Genomic DNA, 3,782 nt, shown 5'->3' on the forward strand with positions numbered 1-3,782 from the left:
GAGATGGCTCGCTCCGCAAAACCGGCTAAGGCGGTCAAGCGCCGCAGCAATGCCTTTCAGGACGGCGCTGTTGCCGTCGGCGGCATGATCTCGCGCAATCCTGTCCTGGTGGGCGGCTCGACGGCATTCCTGGTGACGCTGTTCTACGTCTCCGCAAATGCCTTGTGGTACCAGCCTTTCCCGCATGCCGGCGCATTCTTCGCGACCCGCAGCATTGCGGGCTTTCCGCACGCGGCGCCCGACGAGCCGGAAACGACGTTCAACATCGTGCGGCCATCCGGCGCGCCGGCACCGATCAAGGGCGATCCGGTTGTCGAGCAGGTGCAAGGCATATTGAAGGATCTTGATTTCTATTCGGGAACGGTCGACGGCATTTCCGGACCCAACACCCGCAAGGCCATCCAGGACTATCAGCAGAAGGTCGGGCTCAACGCGTCCGGCGAGATCGACGCGCTTCTGCTCGATCAACTGGGCGCGACGCCGAAAACCGCTTCCGTCGTACCCAGGCCGCAGCCGCGCCCGGATATGCCGGCCGCCGTTCCGGTGTCTTTGCAGACAGGTTCAGGACAGACAAATTCCGGGCAGGCGGATGCCGAGACGCAAGCGCCCGATGCCCGCATCGTCAAGATCCAGGCCGGGCTCAAGGCGTTCGGCAATGACGACATGCAGCTGGATGGTGTCGTCGGCGCGCGCACCAAGGCGGCGATCAAGGAATTCCAGTCGCTGTTCGGGCTGCCGCAGACCGGCGAGCCCGATGAGATCGTCTACGTCAAGATGCGCGAGATCGGCCTGACCAACTGACGGCTGAAACGACGGCTCGGCCAGCGGCGGAAATATCGATGGAGAACCGGCAGTTTAGGGAGCTCTCTCATGCGCGTCACATCGGATCTGTGGGTCTCGGCCCTGTTGCGCCGGGTTTTCGGCGCCGGGGGATTTGCCGCCGTGGTCAAGCGCGGCGCGACCGAGGCCGGCGCTGTGTTCGTCCTGGCGCGGGGCAGGCTGGGCGAGGTTGCCCTGTTCGGGCCGGCGCCGCAGACAAGCTATGATTCGGCCAAGCCCGACGACCGGTTTTTCACTCAGCTCGGAACCGGCGAGGATGCCACAGTGCTCGACGCCAGGCTGGAAAGGGAGAAAAAATTCGATCCCGATATCTGGGTGGTCGAGATCGAGGCCGGCACCGTGCCCGTCGAGGAGCTTATTTCCGTGAAGACGCCCTGAGGCCGGACGAAGCCGCCGCATCGTCGCTGTTCGAGGCGGTGCGTGTATCGCCGTTGGCAGGTGCTGCGCCGCGAACCACCCTTGAAAGGGCTTCCGCCCGCCACGACCGCATCTTGTCCTGGGCCGCTTCACGATGCAGCAGCCGGTAACGGTCGAGGAAGGTGCGGATAGCCTGCGGATGCGGGAACTGGTTGGGATAGACGGCAACCGTGATCAGGAAGGCCCTGTCTTCGCTGAGGTCGAGCGAGCGCAAGGCGGCAAGCAGCGAGGCATAATTCTGGTTGGCGGTGAGCGATCGCGCGATCTCGAAATCGATATCGAGTGCATCGGCGAGCGCGGTCTGGAAGAACGCGGCGTTTCCCGTCAGCGCTGTCTCGCGCAATTTCACATAGATGTCGGCGCCCTTGAAAGGATCGGCGTTCGTCGCTGCCGCCTCGTCGCCCGTGCGCATTATCGAGCGCAGCCTGCGCCGTGCATTCTCAGCCGCGATGCCGAGTGCCTGTTCCCGGGCGGGCTCGTCAGAGGCGGTTACCGTGCTCGCTGGCGCGATCTTGTCTGCCGCGGCGGCATTCGCATCCGGTTGCGGCGCGCGCACCAGGGTTGGCCTCTCGAGGGCCTTGATCAGATCAGCGATGGTCGGGTTCAAACCCTTGCGGCGCGCGATGGCACGCGCATGCGGCAGGCCATGTCGCCCGATCAGCGCGATGAGATCGATGTCGCTGACGGCGCGTGAGCGGATGAGCAGCGGCGCGGCAATGTCGACCGGTTCCTCGCAAAGGCGGCGCACCAGGGCGGCGGGGGCGTATTCGCATTCGGAAAGGGCGGCTGCCACGTAACGGCGAGATTCGACGGACACGTCATTGAACAGCGGCAGCGTCAGGTCTTCGAGTTGACCGATCTCGCGGCGTGATGGGCGGGTGAGCGAACAGAACGCCGACACCGCGGCTCGGAACAGCCTTTCGGCCTTTCCCGAGTCTTTTCGCACCGCGATTTGCCTGAAGTCCGAAGATGACACGAAGGATACGCCCGTACTCGACACAACCTTGACGACGCTCGACCGGGACCGTGCCGGTTCCGAGAGTGCCAAGAACAAAGTTCAAGTTAGCGACGATCCGTTAGCGTTCCGTTAACCCTCTGCCGGCCTTAATGACATTTGGAGGCGTTGCGTTGTGCTCCGGGGAAACCGAGAGGAATGCGCGAACCATGGGCATGGTACTGTCTTTCGTGCCGCGTACGGCACCAAACACCAGAGTAAAGCAAACCGCCGAAATGCCGGCGGCAGTGATCATCTTTCCCGGCATCCGTTACGAGCGGCCGCATGCCGGCGAAGTGCGGCCGATCGATCCCGACAAGCCGGGCTCGCCAGGAACAAAACCGGTCCCGCACCACTGAGTTTCGGCGGCCACGGACCTTTGGTCCGGGGTCATGTCTAGTGCATGTCGCCCAAAAGTGACCTCGGTTTTGGGAGAACGACATGCATAAAAACAAAGATCCAAAGCGGGTCGTCTGAATCCGTTCAGACGCGACACGCTCTAGAAGTCCTGCAACTCGCAGGAACTCTGTTCGAAGAAGCGCGACACGATCGGCTTCCAGCTGCTGTCGGGCACGAAGGCGCGGATGACGAAGATGCCTTCCTCGATCGGCGCTTCGACGAAGATCGCTCCTTGAAGATCCTCGGGAAGATCCTTGCGCACGTCGATCATCTGCGCCGGCGTCAGCACGACGGCATCCAGAACGCCGCCGGTCGCTGTGTGGTCGTTGAAGGAATAGATGTTGTGGCCGCTGCGGTCATAGACCGACACCGACCAGAACGGGACATGCCCAGGTGCCTTGACGCGGACCATGCCTTCGCCCAGATCGAACCGGCAGGCCGTCGCGTAAAACAGCGGGTCGACGGATTTCACCACGGGCGCGCCACCGGCCTCGGCATCGAGCCGCGTCATCTTGTAGAGATCCGACGCCATGGACAGCCGCGACCAGGCATCGCGTTCGGAAAACTCGGGCACCAGCAGCAGCACGGCGATGTGCACGATGCCGGCGCCGAGCAGACCGAGCAGGACGGCATGCAGAAGTCCGCGCATCGCAGCGTAAAAACTACGCATTGCAGCCGACCTTGACGATATGCGGCAGCGAGACGTCCGACAGGCCGGTGCTGCTGGCGATTGGCGTGTCGTAGAAGGTCAGCACGAAATACATCCTGCCGAAGCCGTCTGTCAGCAGCCAATTGCCCGGCATCGGGTGATGGCGGGCTGAAATGATCACCGAATTGTCGGGCTGGCGCACCACCCCGTAGGATTGCAGCGCCGCCAGCCGGGGTTTGCCGGTTTTGACCACGCCGAGCGACTGGTCGGCGGCATAAAGCGTCCAGAACCGTGCCGTCGGAAAATCACCCTCGATTGTGTAGGTGCATTCGCGCTTGAGCTCGGCGCCGGCCGCGTCTCGCTCGGCGACGAAGGACAGCCCCTCGGCGCGGCCGAGCGCAAGCACACCCTCGCGCGCCACGCGGGCCTTGGAATAGGGATCGGCGGCCGGTGTGCCGATATCGGGAAAGGCCGTCCATTGGC

Annotated in this window: 6 protein-coding genes; 3 read left to right on the plus strand and 3 right to left on the minus strand. The window is 63.5% G+C overall.

Annotated features, from left to right (window positions below):
- The first annotated feature begins 3 nt into the window (after positions 1-3).
- Together EOC06_RS30030 and EOC06_RS30035 are read left to right on the plus strand one after the other, a co-directional pair.
- Complete coding sequence (locus tag EOC06_RS30030; protein WP_128309500.1) at positions 4-801, plus strand: peptidoglycan-binding protein; 798 nt, start codon at positions 4-6, stop codon at positions 799-801.
- Between the two features lie 69 nt (positions 802-870).
- Positions 871-1,218: a DUF1491 family protein gene (locus EOC06_RS30035; RefSeq protein ID WP_127268163.1), complete on the plus strand. Its 348-nt coding sequence runs from the start codon at positions 871-873 to the stop codon at positions 1,216-1,218.
- Here EOC06_RS30035 and EOC06_RS30040 read toward each other — a convergent pair.
- A complete protein-coding gene (locus EOC06_RS30040) occupies positions 1,196-2,233 on the minus strand; it encodes a hypothetical protein (protein ID WP_128309501.1) in 1,038 nt (345 codons plus the stop codon). The genes EOC06_RS30035 and EOC06_RS30040 overlap by 23 nt on opposite strands.
- Positions 2,234-2,421: 188 nt before the next feature.
- Here EOC06_RS30040 and EOC06_RS30045 point away from each other — a divergent pair, with 188 nt between their 5' ends.
- Positions 2,422-2,610, plus strand: coding sequence for a hypothetical protein (locus tag EOC06_RS30045; protein WP_127321658.1), 189 nt, complete (start codon positions 2,422-2,424; stop codon positions 2,608-2,610).
- Between the two features lie 140 nt (positions 2,611-2,750).
- On the opposite strand, the gene EOC06_RS30050 is transcribed toward EOC06_RS30045, so the two are convergent.
- Together EOC06_RS30050 and EOC06_RS30055 are read right to left on the minus strand one after the other, a co-directional pair.
- Positions 2,751-3,320, minus strand: coding sequence for a DUF1254 domain-containing protein (locus EOC06_RS30050; RefSeq protein ID WP_127271883.1), 570 nt, complete (start codon positions 3,318-3,320; stop codon positions 2,751-2,753).
- Positions 3,313-3,782: DUF1214 domain-containing protein (locus EOC06_RS30055; RefSeq protein ID WP_128309502.1), on the minus strand; the 470-nt coding region annotated here is incomplete at its 5' end. The genes EOC06_RS30050 and EOC06_RS30055, both read right to left, overlap by 8 nt.

The organism is Mesorhizobium sp. M7A.F.Ca.MR.362.00.0.0, assembly GCF_004023175.1.
Taxonomy (GTDB): domain Bacteria; phylum Pseudomonadota; class Alphaproteobacteria; order Rhizobiales; family Rhizobiaceae; genus Mesorhizobium.

What these genes read in the sequence shown, in the direction of transcription:
- EOC06_RS30030 (WP_128309500.1), top strand. Translation starts at nt 4, where the DNA reads ATGGCTCGCTCCGCAAAACCGGCTAAGGCGGTCAAGCGCCGCAGCAAT.
- EOC06_RS30050 (WP_127271883.1), bottom strand. Translation starts at nt 3,320, where the DNA reads ATGCGTAGTTTTTACGCTGCGATGCGCGGACTTCTGCATGCCGTCCTG.
- EOC06_RS30045 (WP_127321658.1), top strand. Translation starts at nt 2,422, where the DNA reads ATGGGCATGGTACTGTCTTTCGTGCCGCGTACGGCACCAAACACCAGA.
- EOC06_RS30035 (WP_127268163.1), top strand. Translation starts at nt 871, where the DNA reads ATGCGCGTCACATCGGATCTGTGGGTCTCGGCCCTGTTGCGCCGGGTT.